The organism is Candidatus Aquiluna sp. UB-MaderosW2red, assembly GCF_900100865.1.
Lineage (GTDB): Bacteria > Actinomycetota > Actinomycetes > Actinomycetales > Microbacteriaceae > Aquiluna.
Map to the genome: position 1 here is coordinate 1,384,693 of NZ_LT627734.1, position 18,709 is coordinate 1,403,401.

The window sequence follows — 18,709 nt, forward strand, 5'->3', positions numbered from 1 at the left end:
CTCAGCACCTCGCTACATTTACAGTGCAGGAGGACAAATGACGCCCGAACAATTTAATGCGATTTACCGTGCCGAGCTCGGTTCAATCACCAGGTTCATCGCACGTCGCGTGCCGGATTCAGAGGTTGAAGATCTGGCTGGTGATCTATTCGAAGTCGCCTGGCAAAAACGCGACTCAATACCAGAGGGCTTTGAAGTTCCTTGGCTTTATAAAAGCGCGCGCTATCTAATCTCAAACAGCCGTCGTAAATCCGACAATCGCAAAAGAATCTTCGACTCCCTTCGGCCGCCGACTTCAGCGCCAAGTGCGGAGTCCATTGCCTTAGCTGATATGGAGCTTGGCTCTTCCTGGGGCAAGCTCAAACCTCAAGAGCAAGAAATAATTGCACTATGGGCCCTGGAGGGTCTCAGCAATAAGGAAATTTCCATCGTTATTGAAACAAGCGAGAACGCTGCTGCTATCAGGTTAACTCGAGCTAAGGCCTCACTAAAAAACTTTCTCGCCCTTGAAAATTCATCAGAACTTAGGACATCTCTCTAACATGAACGATAAATTTGACGAACTCCGGATTCGCATCCAAGCTGCGGATCCGGCCCAAAACACTCCTGAACTAAATCACACCGTTGTAGTCAAGGCGAGTCTGTCAAAGACTGCAAAACGCTTTTTTGGCTTCAAGTCAATAAGGCTCGGCCTGGGAGGGGCGTCTGCGGTCGCAGTCACCGCTCTGGCACTAACCCTTTCCGCTAACCTCGCAACACAGCCTCTAATACAGCTGGCTGCTGGGGCACCTCAAGTCGCGTCGAGCGAAGCTAATACTTCAAAAGTAATGGCAGGCTCAGACGCCAGTATTGGTATTTGGCCAGGATACTGGATCGAGAATGAGTACGCGGCCGGGCCTGATGTTTCTTCCGACACCGGACGAGGCAATGTATATCAGCTCCTGCCAAAAGGCAGCCCCGAGGAACGCCTAGCAGAAATCGCTGCCCTTTTCGGAATCGCAGGTGAGATTCGCGAGGACGAGTGGTCCACAAAGGAGTATCCGAGCTTCTCATTGGGTACGGACAATAATCAGGTCGGCATCTCCTGGGTCGGCACCGGTAGCTGGTGGTATTCCAATTGGAGTCAGCAGGAGCCACGCTGTGCTGACGGTTCGGATAACTTTGACACCTGCGAGTATGTAGCAATCGAGCCCACTCCCGAGTTGATCCCCAGTAATGCCGAAGTTATTGCCAAGGCTCTTGAAATATTCGGCGCCACAGGCCTCGAAGTGAGCGCCTCAGAAATCAGAACTTATCGTGACGAATGGAGCGCCGGAGCAACAGCAAGCCTAAAAGTTGAAGGTCAAGAGACTGCACTGGAATGGAGCATCTCATACGACAGCACTGGAAAACTGGCTTACGCCTACGGTCAAAGCGTTGAGATAGTGGAGCGCGGCGACTTCAAAACCATCTCACCACTGGATGCAGTGGATCGAATTTCAGACGGCAGGTGGTTCGGAAGTCCCTCCAGCAACGCCTGGAACCTTTACTACGATGCGGAGGGCATGAACCGAATCCAAGAAGCTCTACCAGCCGAATCCGAACTCAAAGTTACTGGAGATTCCAGCCCAACCGAATCACAGCCAGAAGTTCGAATTGTGAAACTAACAATTGAAAAATCCACTGCGGCCATGCTCATGATTTACGATAAAAATGGTGGAGTATGGCTAGTCCCGGGATACCTCCTACACAATAATCAGGGCTGGTTTGACGCAGTCATCAGCTTAGAAGAGGGCGTCATCGAACTCTACGACCCAGTGGAGTTCAGTCCTGAAAACCTGAAAATCGAAGTTGATCCAGCTCAGGGCTAGAACCCCATAGGAACAATCAATCGGATTACGCCGGTCTCAAATTCAGATTTGAGGCCGGCTTTTTCTGCTACTCCAGCGACATCATCAATGCTTGAAAGTCCGCCCTCAAGGGCTACCCGCGTGAAAGCGCCCTTGGCCTTTTTATTGAAGTGATTAAGAGCGCTACCACTTTGTTCATCTAGAACCTCAACCTGATAACTCTCTATAGATTTTGGAATCGGTGCTAACTCGATATAAGCCTTCGACCGCATGTCGATAATCGGACCAGAAAGTCTTGGCCAAACCAGCTCCTCATGAGCAATCGGCCAGAGCTTCTTGATTGAGATTCCGGGAAGCAAGGTAGTAGCAGAGAGCCTGTAGAAAGGAATCTGCTCGGTTGCAGGAAGAAGTCCGAAGAGAGCAGATTGAATAAAGAGTTGCTCCTTAGCCCTTTGAAGCCCGAACTTTGTAAGAGTGTCGTATCCCAATGCCTCGTAAAGAACCCCGGAATACCTAGCCAGAGCCGGCATAGTGGGTGAAGTGTGAAGCTCTAGGTTTGCTTTTGCTTCGTGCAAATTACGTTTGCCAAGTTTTAGAACCCTCTCGGCTAAGGATTCATTCTTAGAAGCTTTTTCAAGTGCTCGAATTATCGACTCACGCGTTGGGTCTAACGACGCCCAAATAATTGCCTGGTATTTCATAGAAACACCAACGCCGCCAGGACGCTTGGTCTCGGACGGCGGCAGCAGTATTAGCAATTACTTAACCAGGTGTGCATCCCTGACCACCACGGTAACGATGTTGTTTTCCATGGACAAAAAACCACCCTCGCTGGTCTCGGCTTTGATAACGCCAGAATCAGTTGTGATGCGGATCTCACCAGCGGTCAGGATTGCCAAAAATGGCTCATGTCCCGCTAGCAAGCCGATCTCACCCACTGTGGTCTTAGCAACCACCATTGTGGCCTCCCCGGACCACACCGGTGAATCTTGAGAGACCAGGCTTACCTGGATCAGGTTCGCCACTATGCCAAGTCCTTTTGGATTCGGTCATAGGCCTTCATAACATCGTCAATGCCACCGCAGTTAAAGAAGGCTTGCTCTGGAACGTGGTCCAGGTCGCCATTGGCGATCATTGTGAAGCCCTCCACGGTGTCCTTCAGGGTGACCGTGGAACCCGGAACTCCGGTGAACTTGGTGGCCATGAACGTGTTCTGCGACAGGAATTGCTGAATCCGGCGCGCCCTGGAAACCGTGATCTTGTCTTCCTCAGAAAGCTCCTCGACACCCAGAATTGCGATGATTTCCTGGAGCTCCTTGTTCTTCTGCAGAATGGCTTTGACCCTAATCGCAGTGTCGTAGTGATCCTTGCCAATATAAGCGGGGTTCAAGATGCGTGAAGTAGAAGTCAGCGGGTCAACCGCTGGGTATAGGCCCTTAGCAGCAATCTCACGACTTAGCTCCGTTGTGGCATCCAAGTGAGCGAAGGTAGTTGCAGGAGCCGGGTCGGTGTAGTCATCTGCTGGCACGTAGATCGCCTGAAGCGAAGTAATAGAGTGACCACGAGTCGAGGTGATGCGCTCCTGAAGAATGCCCATCTCATCGGCCAAGTTCGGCTGGTAACCAACGGCTGATGGCATGCGCCCCAAGAGAGTTGAAACCTCGGCACCGGCCTGGGTGAAGCGGAAGATGTTGTCAATGAACAAGAGCACGTCCTGACCCTGAACATCGCGGAAGTACTCCGCCATGGTCAAAGCCGAAAGCGCAACGCGAAGACGCGTCCCGGGTGGCTCATCCATCTGGCCAAAGACCAGTGCGGTCTTTTCAAGAACCCCGGCCTCTTTCATCTCCTCAATCAGGTCGTTGCCCTCACGGGTACGCTCACCGACACCGGCGAATACCGAAACACCATCGTGGTTCTCAGCAACGCGGTAAATCATTTCCTGAATCAAAACAGTCTTACCAACACCGGCACCGCCGAATAGCCCGATTTTTCCACCCTGAACATAAGGGGTCAAAAGGTCAATTACCTTGACACCGGTTTCGAACATCGTTGTCTTTGCTTCAAGCTGATCGAAAGCTGGTGGAGTGCGGTGAATTGGCCAGCGCTCCTTGATTTCGAGTTTTTCACCAGGCTCAAGATTCAGTACGTCACCGATGACGTTGAACACGTGCCCCTTGGTTACATCTCCAACCGGAACAGAGATTGGTGCGCCAGTGTCGTGCACGTCTTGACCGCGAACCAGACCATCGGTTGGGTTCAAAGCAATCGCACGAACCAAGTCATCGCCGAGGTGCTGGGCAACCTCAAGGGTGATCTTCGAAGTTTTCTCACCAAGAACAATCTCGGTGGTCAGGGCGTTGTAAATTCCCGGGATTGAATCGTGCGGAAACTCGATATCCACCACCGGTCCATTTACTCTTGCGATACGACCCGTTGCTGTTTTTGTGCTCTGCGCCATTGTGCTTTCTCTCTCTTAGTCCTCGGACACCGTTGCAAGCGCGTCAGCGCCACCAACGATCTCCGAAATCTGCTGGGTGATTTCTGCTTGGCGGGCTGCGTTTGCCAAGCGGGTGAAGTTCTGGATTAGCTTGTCTGCGTTGTCGGTTGCGCTCTTCATAGATTTTTGTCGAGCGGCGTGCTCAGCAGCTGCGGACTGCAGCATCACGTTGAAAATCCGGTTTTCAATGTAGACCGGGAGCAGTGCATCAAGCACTAATTCAACCTCTGGCTCAAACTCATAAAGTGGCAAAATCTCAGATTGATCCGAGACCTCTTCTTCAACAACTTCAAGAGGTAAAAGTCGAACTGTGGTGGGTTCTTGCAGAATCATCGACACAAAGCGGTTTCCCACCAGGTAGATTTCATCCACGCCGCCAGATTCAGTAGGCGAATTGAACGCCTCCAAAACCTCTGCTGCGATCTCACGAGCCACGGTGATCTGTGGCAAATCTGTGCCACCAATCCACTTGCGGACAACCTCTCGTTTGCGGAAGTTGAAATAGGCTACCGCCTTGCGACCGACCAGGTAAGAAGTAACTTCCTGCCCATCATCAGCTAGTTTCTGGGCAAGCTGATCGGCCTCCTTGAGAGCCCCTGTAGAAAAAGCTCCAGCCAGCCCCCGATCGGAAGTAAAAACCACAATCGCAGCGCGTTTGGGGTTCTCAACCTTATTTACCAACGGGTGCGAGATCTCTGAGTGCGTTGCAACCGCCGATACCGCGCGAGTTACAGCCCGGGTATAGGGATTCGACGCAGCCACCCGCTGCTGTGCCTTTTGAATTCTCGATGCCGAGATCAACTCCATGGCACGGGTAATCTTCTTGGTCGTCTTGGCAGATTTAATTTTCTGCCGATAGACCCGAAGTTGCGCTCCCATTAGATTTCCTTTACCTGACTATCGCTTTTGGCGAACGATTTTCTCTTGGCCGATTTCGGAATCCTCAAGGGCCTCGACACTCTCTTTACCGACTTTGACAAGGGATTCCCCGTCATGTGTCTGGAACGACTTCTTGAAGTGCTCCGTTGCCTTTTTGAGCTCGGCAATGGTGTCATCCTCAAGCTTCTCGGTCTCCCGGATAACATCTAGAGTTTTGGTGTTTCTTCTGAGGTACTCCAAGAACTCCTGCTCATAGCGCAAAATGTCCTGCACTGGGACATCGTCGAGCTCACCGGTAGTACCCGCCCAAATTGAAACCGTCTGGTCCTCAACAGGGTAAGGAGAATACTGAGGTTGTCTTAGAAGCTCTGTCAGGCGTGCGCCGCGGGCTAGCTGCTTGCGACTTGCGGCATCTAGATCAGATGCGAACATTGCGAAAGCCTCTAGTGAGCGGTACTGAGCAAGCTCAAGCTTCAGAGTTCCGGAAACCTTCTTGATTCCCTTAACCTGAGCCGCTCCACCGACACGAGACACCGAGATACCGACGTCGATAGCTGGGCGCTGGTTGGCGTTGAAGAGGTCGGATTGCAAGAAGATCTGACCGTCGGTGATCGAAATCACGTTGGTCGGAATGAATGCAGATACGTCGTTGGCTTTGGTTTCGATGACTGGTAGCCCGGTCATCGAACCGGCGCCCATGGCATCCGAAAGCTTGGCGCAACGCTCCAATAAGCGAGAGTGCAGGTAAAAGACGTCTCCAGGGTAAGCCTCACGGCCTGGTGGACGACGAAGTAGTAGTGAAACTGCGCGGTAGGCTTCGGCCTGCTTTGAAAGGTCATCAAAGACAATTAGCACGTGCTTGCCGCCATACATCCAGTGCTGCCCAATGGCGCTGCCGGTGTAGGGGGCTAGATACTTAAAGCCAGCTGGGTCAGAAGCCGGAGAGGCCACGATAGTTGTGTACTCCATGGCTCCGGCTTCTTCCAAAGCGGCCTTGACGCCCGCGATGGTAGAACCTTTTTGCCCAATTGCAACATAGATGCAGCGAACCTGTTTGTTGACATCTCCCGATGCCCAGTTGGCGCGCTGGTTGATAATTGCATCGACCGCAATTGCGGTCTTGCCGGTCTGGCGGTCACCAATGATTAGCTGACGCTGACCGCGACCAACCGGAATCATGGCGTCAATCGCCTTGATGCCGGTCTGCAGTGGCTCGTGAACGCTCTTGCGATCCATGACACCTGGGGCTTGAAGCTCCAAAGCACGAGTTCCCTCGCTCTTAATCTCGCCTAGACCATCAATTGGCTTACCCAGAGGGTCGACCACGCGGCCCATGAAACCATCGCCTACTGGAACCGACAGAACTTCACCGGTCCGGTAAACCTCCATGCCCTCTTCGATTTGAGCGAACTCGCCCAGCACAACGACACCGATTTCGCGCTCGTCAAGGTTCAGCGCCAAGCCCAAGGTGCCATCTGCGAAGCGCAAAAGCTCATTGGCCATCGCACCCGGCAATCCCTCGACGTGTGCGATGCCGTCAGCGCCGTCTATGACGTAGCCGACTTCTTGCTTGTCCGACCCCTTTGGGGAATAGGACGAAACGAAGTCCTTCAGCGCGTCCCGAATCTCATTCGGGCTGATCTTTAGCTCTGACATTGGTTCCTCTGCTTCTGGTTGGTTTTTGAACTCAAGAGAGTTGCAATCTTGCTTGATTTAGTTTGGTACCTACGGTTTGGTCAATGACCACGCCGTTCACTGAAATGTGAACGCCGCCAATAATTTCTTTGTCCAACTCAACGTTGAGCTGAAGCTTCTTTCCAAAACTTTTGTTCAACGCTTCGCCCAAGCGTTCCAACTGACTTGCGCTCAAAGGGTGAGCAACCCTGATGTGAGCAACAGACTCTCCGGCAAATCGAGCGAGCCACTTGCTGAACTGCTCCAGGACATCGGCGTAACGCTTGAAGCTTTTGGACTCAAGGCCCTGCTGAACTAAGGCTTGAGCACTCTCATTGATTTTGCCAAAAGTGAGCGCATGAATCAGGAGTTGTTTCTGGGCGACCGTCGCACGGGTGTTGGCAAGTGCAAGCTCTAACTCTGGATCCGAAGAAACTAGCTGCTGAACCTGGAAAATCTCGGCCTGCAGAGCCTCCATTGATCCTGCATTTTGGGCAATTACACGCACTCCCAGCTCCTCCAAGGCTGCTGGAAGGTCGCGAGTTTTTGACCACCGAAGTTTCGCCAGCACCATCATCAGAGCCAAGGATTCACTTGATACCTTTGGTCCAAAAACCTTGGCAACAATTTCATCTTTAGTTTTCGCCTCGGCGGAAGTGTCCGAGAGCAATAAGCGCAGTTGCTTGGAAAGTTGCAACGCATTTGCAATAGCGAATAGCTCTGCCGCCGTGTTGAGATTTGCGCTACCAATTTCAGCCAGAGCTTGCTCCGCTGCTATTTTTGATGCTCTAGTGCTGGAAGCCACTTATGCCTTCTTGCCCGCTAGTTCTGCTATGAAATCGTCGACAACCTTATTGGCCACCTCGTCATCCTGCAGTTTTGCCGAAACAATTCGAGAAGCAAGGTCGATTGCGAGCCCACCGATTTCAGCACGAAGTGCCTTAACGGCGCTGTCGCGCTCAGCCTCTAGAGATGCTTTAGCCTGCAGTGCCAGCCGCTCAGATTCCGAGGCAGCTTGCGCCTTCATTTCTGAAAGAATGGCGGCGCCTTCAGTCCTAGCCTCTTCACGGATCGATGAGGACTCCGCGCGAAGCTTGGCCTGCTCTGCTTCAACCGCAAGGGTGCGCTCCTCAGCAGCAGCTTGTGCGGCTTCAGCCTCAGCTAACCGGCCTTCAATTGCCTTGGCACGCTCATCTAGCATTTTTTTGAATCCAGGAAGAACCTTGAACCAAAAGAAAACCAAAAGAATCGCAAAGACAACGGATGACCAGAGGATGTCATAGCTAGCAGGCAGCAGCGGGTTCGGTGCCTCGGCACCCTCCGGGGCTGCTGCTGCAAGAATCCTTAAAATCATCGGGTATTCCTTAAGCGAAAATGAACGGGGTTGCTAGACCGATTAGGGCTAGAGCCTCGGTAAACGCGATTCCAAGCCACATTGTGACCTGCAAGCGACCTGCGAGCTCTGGCTGGCGGGCGATCGATTCAATGGTCTTTGAAACCACAAGTCCTACACCGATACCAGGCCCGATTGCTGCAAGACCGTAACCAATTACTGCGATGTTGCCGGTTAGTTCGGCAATGTTTACTGCGTCCACTTGATTTCCTTCCGTGGGGTTATCTTCGACGGTTGCCGAATTAGTGTTCGTCTGCCAATGCCAACTGAATATAGACAGTGGTCAGAAGTGTGAAAACGTATGCCTGAAGAACTGAAACCAGAATTTCGAAGAGCGTGAAAGCAAACCCAAATACCAATGTACCCGCACCGAAGAGCCTAAATAGGCCATCCGCTTCAAAGAAGAAGAACTGGGTGGCAGAAAAGCACAGGACGAGCAAAAGGTGACCCGCAATCATGTTCATCAGAAGACGAAGCACAAGGGTCACCGGCCGAAGAATGAAGGTTGAAAGAAATTCGATCGGGGTCACCAGCAAGTAGAACACCTTGGGAACTCCCTGCGGAAATAAGGAGTTCTTGAAAAATTTGACTCCATGCTTGCGCATTCCAGCGTAAATAAATGTTACGTAAGCGGCTAGGGCCAAAACCAGAGGTACGCCGATTACGGATGTGCCAGCAATGTTTGCGAAGGGGATAACTCCAGTGATGTTCATACCCAGCACCATAAAGAAGATGGTTGTCAGAAGCGGTAAAAAGCGCTCTCCGTCTTTTTCACCGAGTTGATCATGCGCAATGGACTTTCTCACGAAATTCAGGGCCATCTCACCAAGAACCTGGAAGCGGCCAGGAACAACATTCCCAGTCTTGACGGCTTGGTTAAATTTTCTGGTCCACAGCAAAAAAACGATAATGAGCAAGACCATGACGATTAAACGGATCATCATAATTCTGTTTATCGCGAAAATAGTTCCTTCGAAAGCGACTATCTCAGGATAGAACTCGAAAATCGTGGGAGGAACAAACTCAGATCCCTCGGCCGCGATCAGGGTTAGCGATCTTAACAGCATCGTTCTCCTAAATCGGGTGCGTAGCTATGCTGCGCAAGTCTTGAGTTGGAATCAGTAGCAGTTTATAAGAGACTTCAGAAGAATTTTGCCGCTTTAGCTAAATTCGTTCGCTTCAGGAGATTGTTTGCACTCGAGTGCGCAACACTACCCAGCTCTCAATGGCCAAAGTCCCCATAACCGAGGCCACCACGGCGAAAAACAGCACCGGCCCAGAAATAAATTCTGCCCCTATTAAGGTACTCAGTACCAAAGCAAAAACCACAAATTTGACCAGCCAACCTCCCATCAAGAGCGCGAAAAAGCCATTTAGGCTGAGCTTAGATCCGAGCCAGATGCTCAAGATGGTGACACTGGAAAACACGAGTGCTACCCCGGAGCCAATCAAGGCGGAGGCAATTGCGATGGCCCCAACTGCTAAGTAGCCGATGCCCACTCCTAAGAGTGCAATTAGCCCAACTAGCACGGAGGTAAAAATCAAGGCCTTCTTGAACATGGCGCCAGAACTATTTTTCACTTCTTGCCTTTCTGAATTTACGAACCTTTTTGAAAACTGGCCAGTAGGTATGAACTAAAGCCAAGATTAGCCAAGCCCCGAAAATAATTAGCACCAGAGCTAAATCGAACCAGAAAAATAGCAGAAGCGTGGTGGAAACCAAAGCTGTCCAGTGATAAAAAACCAACACAGCACCCTGGTGGGTATGGCCCAAATCTTGCAATTGGTGATGCAGATGCTCCCGATCAGCCGCGAAGGGAGACTGCCCACGACTTAGCCTTCGAATCACGGCGAACAAGAGGTCCAGAAGTGGCAATAGCAAGATGAAAACTGGCAGAACAAGTGGGATCAAAGCTGGCAAAAGGTCATTGCGGGTTACTGTGCCTGGGTCTATTGAGCCGGTCACTGTAATTGCGGATGCCGCCATCAGTAGACCTAAAAGCATCGCTCCGGAGTCCCCCATGAAAATTTTCGCCGGGCGCCAGTTGTGAAAAATGAAACCGCCGGTCATGCCCAAGATGATGGCGGAAATGAGTCCGGCGGTTGAGAAGAAGTTTGTTGGCGTGGACTGCTGAGCCAATAGGTAGCTGTAGATAAAAAAAGCCAGCGTTCCAATGGCCACAACGCCGGTCGCCAAACCGTCAAGGCCATCAATAAAGTTGACGGCGTTCATCACCAGCACCACAACAAACACCGTAATAGCCAGCGACACTCCAAAACTTCCAACCGTCAGACCGCCAATCGGCAGTGAGACGATTTGCACTCCGGAGGATGCCAGAATCCAACCAGCCACCATCTGCCCGCCCATTTTTGCAGTCCAGTCCAGATCAATCAGATCATCAAGAAGGCCGACCAAGATAATTACACTGCTAGCGCCTAAAAGAGCCCAAATTGGCCCAGGATTCACAAAGATTGATTCAAACCAACCGAAGCTAGCGGCCGCAGCTAATCCCGCAATCAGGCCAACGAACATTCCCAGACCGCCAATTCTTGGCGTGGGAGCCTTGTGAGCGTCACGCTCTCGAATTGCAGGTTGAATATTAAATTTCTTTGCAAAGAGGCGAACACCCCAGGTTGCCAAATAGGTCACCAAAGCCGTGATGAGAGCTACCAGCAGATAGGCCCTCATTAGTCGACCTCGAGCTCGATATCTCCGATGACCTCGCGGATTGCCTCCAGCGATATAGATCCTTGACGCAGCACTCGAATCGGCTCACCGTCTCTTACCTGAGTGAGATCCAAGATAGTCGATGGTTTGCCTACCGGCGATGGACCGGCATTCAGATATACCGGAACTTTGTCAGTGAAATATTGATAGGCCTCTTGTGCATTGGTGGCGGCTGGGTGGCCGAAGAGATTTGCACTCGACACAGCGAGTGGGCCAACATCCTCCAAGAGGGCTAACGTGAGCTTGTGGTCTGGCATCCTTAGGGCCACGGTGCCCTTAGTGTCCCCAAGATCCCATGACAGCGAAGCCTGGGACTTGAGAATCATAGTGAGAGCGCCGGGCCAGAACTTTGCCGCTAGCTGATTGGCCACCAATGGCAAGTCCGCGGCCAATGCCGAGAGCGTCTCTATTTTGGGAATCAACACCGGTGGCGGTGAGGTTCTGTTGCGCCCTTTGGTGCTGAGCAGTAGCTCCACCGCCTTGACATTAAAGGCATCTGCGGCAAGGCCGTAAAGAGTGTCGGTTGGAATCACCGCAAGCTCACCCCGGCCCAGAGCAACTTTGGCCTGGCGGAAACCTGAAAGCAGATCGGTATCTACCGAGCAGTCGTAAATTCGCTGCATTATTGCCTCCTATCGCACCGCAGTGACAGTACGAAATCTGAAATTAGCATCTTTATGAGGCGACACCAATCGCCAGCCTGCGCTCAATAGTAATTCACGCACCAATTCAGATTGACCATCGGCGTGCTCCAAAACCAAAAAACCTCCGGGCCTCAAAATTCGCATGCCGATTTCAGAAATCTGTCGAATCACATCCAGCCCATCCACTCCGCCGTAAAGCGCAAGTTCGGGATCGTGATCTCGAACCTCGGGGTCAATGGGAATTGCCCCGGATGGGATGTAAGGGGGGTTGGAAATCAAAACATCAAAATCCGTCTCGAGCTTGGCGCACACATCAGCCATTGGACCAACTAATAATTTAGTTTCAGGTGCATACCTAGCGATATTTTTACGTGCAAAAAAAGCAGCATCCTCGGAGAGCTCCACAGCCGTGACCTGAATGTTTGGCACCTCGGTGGCCATGGCCAGGGCAATGGCGCCGGAGCCGGTGCCAAGGTCGATCGCCTTGCCACCATGAGGCAGAGTGCTTAGAAAATCAATCGCGTACTGAACAACCATCTCTGTTTCAGGGCGCGGAATAAAAACCCCTTTGCCAACCTGAAGTTCCAGAGCTCGAAAGCCCGAGACTCCGGTTATGTGTTGCAGTGGGATTCGCTTTGCCCTGATGGCAATGAGCTCAAAAAATAAAGCTTCGTGCACCGCCGATAAATCCTGCTGAACGGCGATTAGTACCCCGAGGTCTCCCCTACCAATCTTCTTTACATGCGCCATAAGCCACTGCGCATCAACGGCTGGGCTTATTACACCGGCCCTGGTCAGGGTTATCGTCGCTTGACTGATGGCATCTTGGATGAGCATTATTCACCCGAAAGAGCTTGCAATCGAGCTTCTTCATCCATCTTGATAGCCGAGATGACAATCGGCTCAAGCGCGCCATCCATGACCTGATCCAAGTTGTAGGACTTATACCCGGTGCGGTGATCAGCTATCCGGTTCTCTGGAAAGTTATAGGTCCGGATTCGCTCAGAACGGTCCACGCTTCGAACCTGGGACCTTCTGGCAGCTGATGCCTCCGCCTCAGCAGCCTCTTGCTGAGCGGCCAAAATACGGGCGCGAAGCACTCGCATTCCAGCCTCGCGGTTTTGCAACTGCGACTTCTCATTCTGCATCGAAACCACAATGCCGGTTGGCAAGTGAGTGATGCGCACTGCCGAGTCGGTGGTATTCACCGACTGACCGCCTGGGCCGGAAGAACGAAATACATCAATGCGAAGATCATTTTGCGAAATCTCGACTTCTTCGGGGGCATCAACCTCGGGAAATACCAAAACACCGGCTGCTGAGGTGTGAATGCGACCCTGAGTCTCAGTAACTGGCACTCGCTGAACCCGATGCACGCCACCCTCATACTTTAGGTGCGCCCAAACCCCCTGAGAGGGGTCGGTGGAATTCGACTTTAGGGCGATCTGGACGTCTTTGATTCCGCCAAGATCGCTCTCAGTGCGATCGAGAATCTCCGATTTCCAACCCTTAGATGTCGCATAGTGCAAATACATCCGCAATAGGTCGCCAGCGAACAGCGCGGATTCGGCTCCACCCTCACCGGCCTTGATTTCCATGATGACATCCCTACCGTCATCTGGGTCGCGCGGAATCAGCAGGCGTTTGAGTTTCTCCTGAGCCTCGTGCAGTTGTTGCTCTATTAGAGGAAGCTCCTCGGCAAACGCCTCATCCTCCTTGGCCAACTCCCTGGCTGCTGCCAAATCATCGGTTAGCTGGATTGCGTTCGATTCCGCCAACATCATTGCCGAGAGTTCGGCGTAGCGACGATTCAGCTTCTTGGCTAAAGCTGGATTGCCGTGAACCGCCGAGTCGCTGAGTTGCTCTTGCAACTTCGCGTGCTCAGCCCGAAGACCTGCAAGCGAATCTAACAAAATTACTCCGAGTCTGACTCTGAAGGCACCGGCATTGACTTCTCAAGCTTGAGCAAGAACTCAACGTTTGAGGAGGTGTCTTTGAGTCGAGAAAGCACAAGCTCGAGAGCCTGCTGCTGGTCCAAGCCAGCTAGGGCACGGCGAAGTTTCCAAATGATCTTGGTCTCCTGCTGACTCATTAGCATCTCTTCGCGACGAGTTCCAGAACCGTTGATGTCAACGGCGGGGAAGATTCGCTTATCGGCCAGCTGGCGAGATAGGCGAAGTTCCATGTTTCCGGTTCCCTTGAACTCCTCGAAAATAACCTCATCCATCTTTGATCCGGTTTCAACCAAGGCGGTTGCCAAAATGGTCAACGAGCCACCGAACTCGATGTTTCGAGCCGCTCCAAAGAAGCGCTTTGGTGGGTAGAGAGCCGCAGAATCGACACCACCGGAAAGAATTCGGCCCGAGGGTGGAGCACTTAGGTTGTAGGCGCGACCCAAACGGGTGATTGAGTCCAAGAGCACAACCACATCGTGGCCCAGCTCAACCAAGCGCTTAGCACGCTCAATGGCTAACTCTGCAACGGTTGTATGGTCTTCTGCCGGGCGGTCGAAGGTGGAAGCAATAACCTCACCCTTGACGGTGCGCTGCATGTCGGTAACTTCTTCAGGGCGCTCGTCAACCAAGACAACCATGAGGTGAACCTCTGGGTTGTTGGTTGAAATTGCGTTTGCAATTGCCTGCAACACCAGGGTCTTACCGGCCTTCGGTGGCGAAACAATCAGACCGCGCTGGCCCTTACCAATCGGAGCCACAAGATCAATAATCCTGGTGGAAAGTCGCTTGCTCTCTGTCTCTAGACGCAATCGAGTGTCTGGATATAAAGGAGTTAGCTTGCCAAACTCAACACGATTAGCCGCTTCTTCAAGAGTCTGGCCGTTTACCGACTCCACCTTGACTAGGGCATTGAACTTCTGACGCTGGTTCAGGCTCTCGCCATCGCGAGGCTGACGGATTGAGCCAATAATGGCGTCGCCTTTGCGCATACCGTATTTTTTGACCTGCCCCAAAGACACATAAACGTCGTTCGGACCTGGAAGGTAACCCGAAGTGCGCAAGAAGGCGTAGTTCTCGAGCACATCTAAGATTCCTGCAACCGGCACTAAGACATCATCCTCAGATATTTCCGGCTCTTGCTCATCCTGGCCACCTGGACGGCCACGACGGTCACGATCGCGGTAACGACCGCGGCGGTTATTGCTGTTATTAGATGAGGAGCGACCACCGCGACGGTCATCGTCGCGATCGTTGCGAGAATTATCGCGATCTGTGCTTCGAGTCTCGCGGTCTTCGCGACCCTCCGACTTATCAGAGCCACCATCGGTCTTGTTTGAATCCGACTTATTGGAGTCATTGCGATTAGCATCCGAGCCCTGACGGTCGCGTCTAGCTGGAGAGTCGGACTTCTCTGACTTACCGGAGTTTTCTGAACCACCGTCGGTCTTCGTCGAATCCGCCCGCTGCGGGCTTTGTCTGCCCCGTCTGGCTGGCGCTTCGGACTTGTCGGAGCTTTCAGGGGCACTTGAGGCCTCCGGCTTATTAGCCGTCTCGGCGCCCTCGGCCTTTACTGCTGAGCGGCGGCGGGCCGCTGGCTTTGAATCTGAAGCCTGACGCGCTTGGGCCTTGGGTTCAGATGGCGCTTTTGTTTCGGTTGTTGATTCTTTTGAAGCTGAAGAACTGGTGGCGCGTCTAACGCGCTTTACAGGCTTGTCTTGTTGGATTTCATCCATTTGTTTGATTGCTCATTTCTACGCGGCGCTTTGGGCCGTTTATAAAGAATTTCGAGATAAATGCAGTGGGGCGTTTAGCTGCCTGATCCATGCTGCGCTTCAACACTAGCACCTTTGTAGTCAACTGCAAGGGTTAGGGCTCGCCAGGTGGGAAACTTTTCTGCAACAAATTTGATTGCTGCAAGGCGCTTTTTAGGATCGTCTTCAAGCACCAATACCGAAGGACCGGCCCCCGAAACAACGGCCGGGTGACCAAGTTCCCGAAGCTGGCTAATTAAATCGCCAGTCTCCGGCATCGCACTGGCTCGATAAGTTTGGTGTAGTCGATCCTCGGTTGCGGCAAGCAGTAACTCCGGACTCTGAACCAAGGCGGCCACTAAAAGTGCTGACCGGGAAACGTTGAAAACGGCATCATCGTAAGGGACCGAATCGGGCTGCAGGCTTCTAGCCAATTTCGTGGACATTTGATTTGCAGGAACTAATACCAAGGGGGAAACACCGCGGTGAACGGTGAGTTTTTTATGGCGCGGACCATTCTGGTCAACCCAAGCAATCGTTAATCCACCAAATAATGCCGGCGCCACGTTATCCGGGTGTCCCTCGATTTGGGTAGCAAACTCCAACAGCTGCTGCTCCGATAATTCGATTTCAGCTTTTAGCAAGGCGGCGGCCAGCATCACCCCTCCAGCGACTGCTGCACCCGAAGAACCCATGCCGCGGCCGTGCGGAATTGAATTATGGCAGGTGATGGAGACTGCTGGAACCGTTTTTTCTAGCGCAACAAAGACATGCTTCATCGATGAATAAATCAGGTTCGTTTCGTCGGTTGCGACATCTTTAGCACCCTCCCCCAAAACCTCAATCCTGAGGCCGCTTTCAATAACTTCTAGCTCGTAGGTGTCATAAAAAGAAAGCGCCATGCCCAAAGTGTCAAACCCGGGACCGAGGTTAGCGCTGGTAGCCGGGACCTTGACTAGATATTTGCTCACTTATTTTTCTCCAGCCCTAGAATTTCAGCTACCGATGTCGCCAGTGCTGCGACTTTTTTGGGCTTAATCTTTTTTCCCGCTTCGGTCTTCAAGGCCCAGTCTGGATCCTTGAGCCCGTGACCGGTAACGGTGATAACTATGTTCTCCACCTTTGGCAAGGTGCCCTGGAGAAAAGCCTTGTATAAACCGGCTGCGCCGGTGGCACTTGAGGGCTCAACAAAGACACCGGTTTCTTGGGATAAAAATCGGTGCATCCACAAGATCTCTTTATCCGTAACCGAGCCAAAGGCCCCGTCGGTTTCAGTCTTCGCGGCCTGCGCCAGATCCCAAGATGCCGGGTTTCCAATTCTGATGGCGGTCGCGATTGTTTCTGGCTTCAGAACTGGGGAGCCCGTGATAAAAGGAGCGGCACCAGCCGCTTGGATTCCCCAGAGCTTTGGCATTTGGGAAATCCTACCGATCTCCCTTTCCTCTTTATAGCCCAAGTGGTAAGCCGAAATGTTACCCGCGTTACCAAGTGGCATGGCGTGCAAATCGGGTGCATAGCCAAGAGCATCAAACACCTCAAAAGCGGCGGTCTTTTGGCCCTGGAGCCGATCCGGGTTGACTGAGTTCACCAAAAACACCGGGTAGCCCTGACTCAGCTCACGAGCTAAGCGAAGGCAGTCATCGAAGTTTCCCTTGACCTGCAGAATCTGAGCCTTGTGCGCAACGGCCTGCGATAGTTTTCCCCAAGAAATCTTTCCGGCGGGCACCAAAACTACCGACTGCATTCCAGCTGCCACCGCATAAGCTGCCGCAGCGGCCGAGGTGTTCCCGGTAGAAGCTGCGATTACTGCCTTTGCTCCATGAAGCGCAGCCTTGGAAACAGCGGTGGTCATTCCGCGATCCTTGAATGAACCGGTTGGGTTCATGCCTTCATATTTCAGGTGCACCTGGCCCACATCTAATAGTTTTGCGAGCGCCGGTGCAAGAATCAGCGGGGTGCCGCCCTCACCCAGAGTGATGATTGGATCACCCTCATTAAAGGGGAGCCGGTCAAAATACTCTCGGATAACCCCACGCCATTGATGAGCCATTACACACCCTCCACGCGGATCACAGAGTTAACGTTCTGCACCGCATCACTTTCTCTAAGTTTGAGCACGACCCGCTCTAGGTCGGATTCGAGAGCTTGGTGGGTCATCACGGTCAAAAGAGCGGCTCCACGCTTACCCGAAGATGATTGAGACACCGTCTCTACGCTTACATCATTCAGCGCGAACACCGATGCAACCGCGGCCAATACCCCGGGCAGGTCCTGCACCTGCAATGTGATCTGGAACCTGGTAGTCACAAATTGAACTGGCAGAATCTCGAGATTGGCATGAACTGAATCTGCCAAACCGGGGCCTCCTGCAATGTGACGCTTTGCCGCTGAAACTAAATCACCCAAAACTGCCGAAGCGGTCTCGGGGCCCCCTGCGCCAGCGCCGTAAAACATTAGTTCCCCAGCCGATTCGGCTTCCACAAAGACTGCGTTATAAGCACCGCGCACAGCGGCCAATGGATGGGTTAGGGGAATAAGTGTTGGGTGAACCCGAGCCACGACTCCGCTTAGGCCATCCTGCTCAATTCGCTCGCAAATTGCCAAGAGCTTCACGCAATAACCAGCCTCTCGCGCGGTCTCGATCTGCGCCGCTGTGATCGAGCTAATACCCTCTCGGTAAACCGACTCAACCGGTACTTCACAGTGAAAGGCTAAAGAGGCGAGAATCGCAGCTTTGCTGGCCGCGTCAAAGCCCTCGATGTCCGCGGTCGGATCGGCTTCGGCATACCCCAAATCAGTCGCCTCAGCCAGAGCGTCAGAGAAATTTGCTCCGGTGGATTCCATGCGATCCAAAATAAAGTTCGTGGTCCCGTTGACGATACCCATCACCCGGTTCACCTTGTCCCCGGCCAATGACTCCCGCAAGGGGCGAATGATTGGAATAGCCCCTGCAACAGCTGCCTCATAGTAAAGCTGCGCTCCAAGCTGGTGAGCAAGATCTAATAACTCTGGGCCATGGGCGGCCATCAGTGCCTTATTCGCGGTTATGACATCGGCACCGGAATTCAGCGCCAAGCTAATTAACGACTTGGCTGGCTCAATCCCCCCAATCAGCTCGATAACTATGTCGGACCCCAGAATCAAAGACTCGGCGTCAGTGGTAAAGAGCTCTTGAGGCAGATCCGTGTCCCGCTTGGCCTCAAGGTCTCGAACAGCGATCCCAGAAAGCTCTAAGGGTGCTCCAACACGCAAGGCCAACTCGGCCCCATTCTCTAGTAGCAGCCTTGCTACCTGAGAGCCAACAGAACCGGCGCCCAACAGGGCCAGGCGGATGGGTCTATAAGCGCTTTGCATGC

At 52.6% G+C, this 18,709-nt stretch carries 20 protein-coding genes; 2 read left to right on the forward strand and 18 right to left on the reverse strand.

Going from position 1 to position 18,709, the window contains the following annotated elements:
- The first annotated feature begins 37 nt into the window (after nucleotides 1–37).
- Both BLP47_RS07065 and BLP47_RS07070 read left to right on the forward strand, forming a co-directional pair.
- Nucleotides 38–541: an RNA polymerase sigma factor gene (locus BLP47_RS07065; protein WP_091852054.1), complete on the forward strand. Its 504-nt coding sequence runs from the start codon at nucleotides 38–40 to the stop codon at nucleotides 539–541.
- Between the two features lies 1 nt (nucleotide 542).
- Nucleotides 543–1,850 (forward strand): hypothetical protein, encoded by a 1,308-nt coding sequence (locus BLP47_RS07070; protein ID WP_091852057.1) that lies wholly within the window; start codon nucleotides 543–545, stop codon nucleotides 1,848–1,850.
- Here the strand turns inward: BLP47_RS07070 and BLP47_RS07075 are convergent.
- The 18 genes from BLP47_RS07075 to BLP47_RS07160 form a co-directional block, all read right to left on the reverse strand.
- Complete coding sequence (locus BLP47_RS07075; RefSeq protein WP_091852060.1) at nucleotides 1,847–2,587, reverse strand: YaaA family protein; 741 nt, start codon at nucleotides 2,585–2,587, stop codon at nucleotides 1,847–1,849. The two genes, BLP47_RS07070 and BLP47_RS07075, sit on opposite strands and share 4 nt — an antisense overlap.
- Nucleotides 2,588–2,854 carry a F0F1 ATP synthase subunit epsilon gene (locus BLP47_RS07080; protein WP_091852063.1) on the reverse strand — a complete coding sequence of 89 codons (267 nt, stop codon included), beginning with the start codon at nucleotides 2,852–2,854 and terminating at the stop codon, nucleotides 2,588–2,590.
- The gene (gene atpD, locus BLP47_RS07085) at nucleotides 2,854–4,290 is read right to left on the reverse strand and encodes a F0F1 ATP synthase subunit beta (protein WP_091852066.1); all 1,437 of its coding nucleotides are present in this window, start codon (nucleotides 4,288–4,290) and stop codon (nucleotides 2,854–2,856) included. Before atpD ends, BLP47_RS07080 begins: the two co-directional genes overlap by 1 nt.
- Before the next feature lie 15 nt (nucleotides 4,291–4,305).
- The gene (locus tag BLP47_RS07090) at nucleotides 4,306–5,208 is read right to left on the reverse strand and encodes a F0F1 ATP synthase subunit gamma (RefSeq protein ID WP_091852069.1); all 903 of its coding nucleotides are present in this window, start codon (nucleotides 5,206–5,208) and stop codon (nucleotides 4,306–4,308) included.
- Nucleotides 5,209–5,226: 18 nt separating this feature from the next.
- Nucleotides 5,227–6,864: a F0F1 ATP synthase subunit alpha gene (gene atpA, locus BLP47_RS07095; protein WP_091852072.1), complete on the reverse strand. Its 1,638-nt coding sequence runs from the start codon at nucleotides 6,862–6,864 to the stop codon at nucleotides 5,227–5,229.
- 31 nt (nucleotides 6,865–6,895) lie between these two features.
- On the reverse strand, nucleotides 6,896–7,687 hold the full coding sequence (locus BLP47_RS07100) for a F0F1 ATP synthase subunit delta (protein WP_091852076.1): 792 nt from the start codon (nucleotides 7,685–7,687) through the stop codon (nucleotides 6,896–6,898).
- Entirely contained in the window at nucleotides 7,688–8,236 is a 549-nt protein-coding gene (locus tag BLP47_RS07105; protein WP_091852079.1) for a F0F1 ATP synthase subunit B, read from the reverse strand.
- Nucleotides 8,237–8,246: 10 nt separating this feature from the next.
- A complete protein-coding gene (gene atpE, locus BLP47_RS07110) occupies nucleotides 8,247–8,477 on the reverse strand; it encodes an ATP synthase F0 subunit C (protein WP_091852081.1) in 231 nt (76 codons plus the stop codon).
- A gap of 40 nt (nucleotides 8,478–8,517) precedes the next feature.
- Nucleotides 8,518–9,342, reverse strand: coding sequence for a F0F1 ATP synthase subunit A (gene atpB / locus BLP47_RS07115; protein ID WP_091852083.1), 825 nt, complete (start codon nucleotides 9,340–9,342; stop codon nucleotides 8,518–8,520).
- A gap of 112 nt (nucleotides 9,343–9,454) precedes the next feature.
- A complete protein-coding gene (locus BLP47_RS07120; RefSeq protein WP_157671566.1) occupies nucleotides 9,455–9,856 on the reverse strand; it encodes a hypothetical protein in 402 nt (133 codons plus the stop codon).
- Nucleotides 9,846–10,964 (reverse strand): glycosyltransferase family 4 protein, encoded by a 1,119-nt coding sequence (locus BLP47_RS07125; RefSeq protein ID WP_091852088.1) that lies wholly within the window; start codon nucleotides 10,962–10,964, stop codon nucleotides 9,846–9,848. Before BLP47_RS07125 ends, BLP47_RS07120 begins: the two co-directional genes overlap by 11 nt.
- Complete coding sequence (locus BLP47_RS07130) at nucleotides 10,964–11,626, reverse strand: L-threonylcarbamoyladenylate synthase (protein WP_091852091.1); 663 nt, start codon at nucleotides 11,624–11,626, stop codon at nucleotides 10,964–10,966. The genes BLP47_RS07125 and BLP47_RS07130 overlap by 1 nt, the downstream gene beginning before the upstream one ends.
- Before the next feature lie 9 nt (nucleotides 11,627–11,635).
- Nucleotides 11,636–12,484 carry a peptide chain release factor N(5)-glutamine methyltransferase gene (gene prmC / locus BLP47_RS07135; protein ID WP_091852094.1) on the reverse strand — a complete coding sequence of 283 codons (849 nt, stop codon included), beginning with the start codon at nucleotides 12,482–12,484 and terminating at the stop codon, nucleotides 11,636–11,638.
- The gene (gene prfA / locus BLP47_RS07140) at nucleotides 12,484–13,560 is read right to left on the reverse strand and encodes a peptide chain release factor 1 (RefSeq protein ID WP_091852097.1); all 1,077 of its coding nucleotides are present in this window, start codon (nucleotides 13,558–13,560) and stop codon (nucleotides 12,484–12,486) included. The genes prmC and prfA overlap by 1 nt, the downstream gene beginning before the upstream one ends.
- 2 nt (nucleotides 13,561–13,562) lie before the next feature.
- Nucleotides 13,563–15,335 (reverse strand): transcription termination factor Rho, encoded by a 1,773-nt coding sequence (rho, locus tag BLP47_RS07145; protein WP_091852100.1) that lies wholly within the window; start codon nucleotides 15,333–15,335, stop codon nucleotides 13,563–13,565.
- Between the two features lie 74 nt (nucleotides 15,336–15,409).
- Entirely contained in the window at nucleotides 15,410–16,324 is a 915-nt protein-coding gene (gene thrB, locus BLP47_RS07150; protein ID WP_091852102.1) for a homoserine kinase, read from the reverse strand.
- A complete protein-coding gene (gene thrC / locus BLP47_RS07155; RefSeq protein WP_091852105.1) occupies nucleotides 16,321–17,403 on the reverse strand; it encodes a threonine synthase in 1,083 nt (360 codons plus the stop codon). The genes thrB and thrC overlap by 4 nt, the downstream gene beginning before the upstream one ends.
- Complete coding sequence (locus BLP47_RS07160; RefSeq protein WP_091852108.1) at nucleotides 17,403–18,707, reverse strand: homoserine dehydrogenase; 1,305 nt, start codon at nucleotides 18,705–18,707, stop codon at nucleotides 17,403–17,405. The genes thrC and BLP47_RS07160 overlap by 1 nt, the downstream gene beginning before the upstream one ends.
- Nucleotides 18,708–18,709: the final 2 nt, after the last annotated feature.